The organism is Pseudomonas putida, from assembly GCF_022627325.1.
Classification (GTDB): domain Bacteria; phylum Pseudomonadota; class Gammaproteobacteria; order Pseudomonadales; family Pseudomonadaceae; genus Aquipseudomonas; species Aquipseudomonas putida_X.
Genome location: NZ_JAETZZ010000047.1, coordinates 1 through 342, shown reverse-complemented (window position 1 = coordinate 342; position 342 = coordinate 1). Strand labels below are relative to the sequence as shown.

Sequence of the window (342 nt, the reverse complement as noted above, 5' to 3'; positions counted from 1 at the left end):
AAACGACGATAGAAGCAAGCCAGCGCCTCTTGGTGAAAACCCTTCAAGCTCAAAAACCATAACGCGAGGAGCCGCCCATGGCAATGCAGGTAAACAAAATGATCGTGGGTGCGGATGTCGCAAAAGCCGAATTAGTGATTCATCACGATGATCGTGATGAAATTATCAGGCTGAAAAATACCAAGCCCGAAATCAAAAGATGGCTAAAGCAACAGCCCCTCGGCACTGCAATCGCTGTTGAGGCGACCAATGTCTACCATCTGGACCTGGTTGAGCTAGCCCATGGCTTCGGTTTCGACGTTTATGTCATCGATGGTTTCCAACTGAGCAACTACAGGAAAA

General features: G+C 48.2%; 1 pseudogene. It reads left to right on the top strand.

What is annotated here, in order from left to right:
* Positions 1-77: 77 nt before the first annotated feature.
* Positions 78-342: pseudogene (locus JNA92_RS25645) on the top strand (IS110 family transposase); the annotation flags it as partial.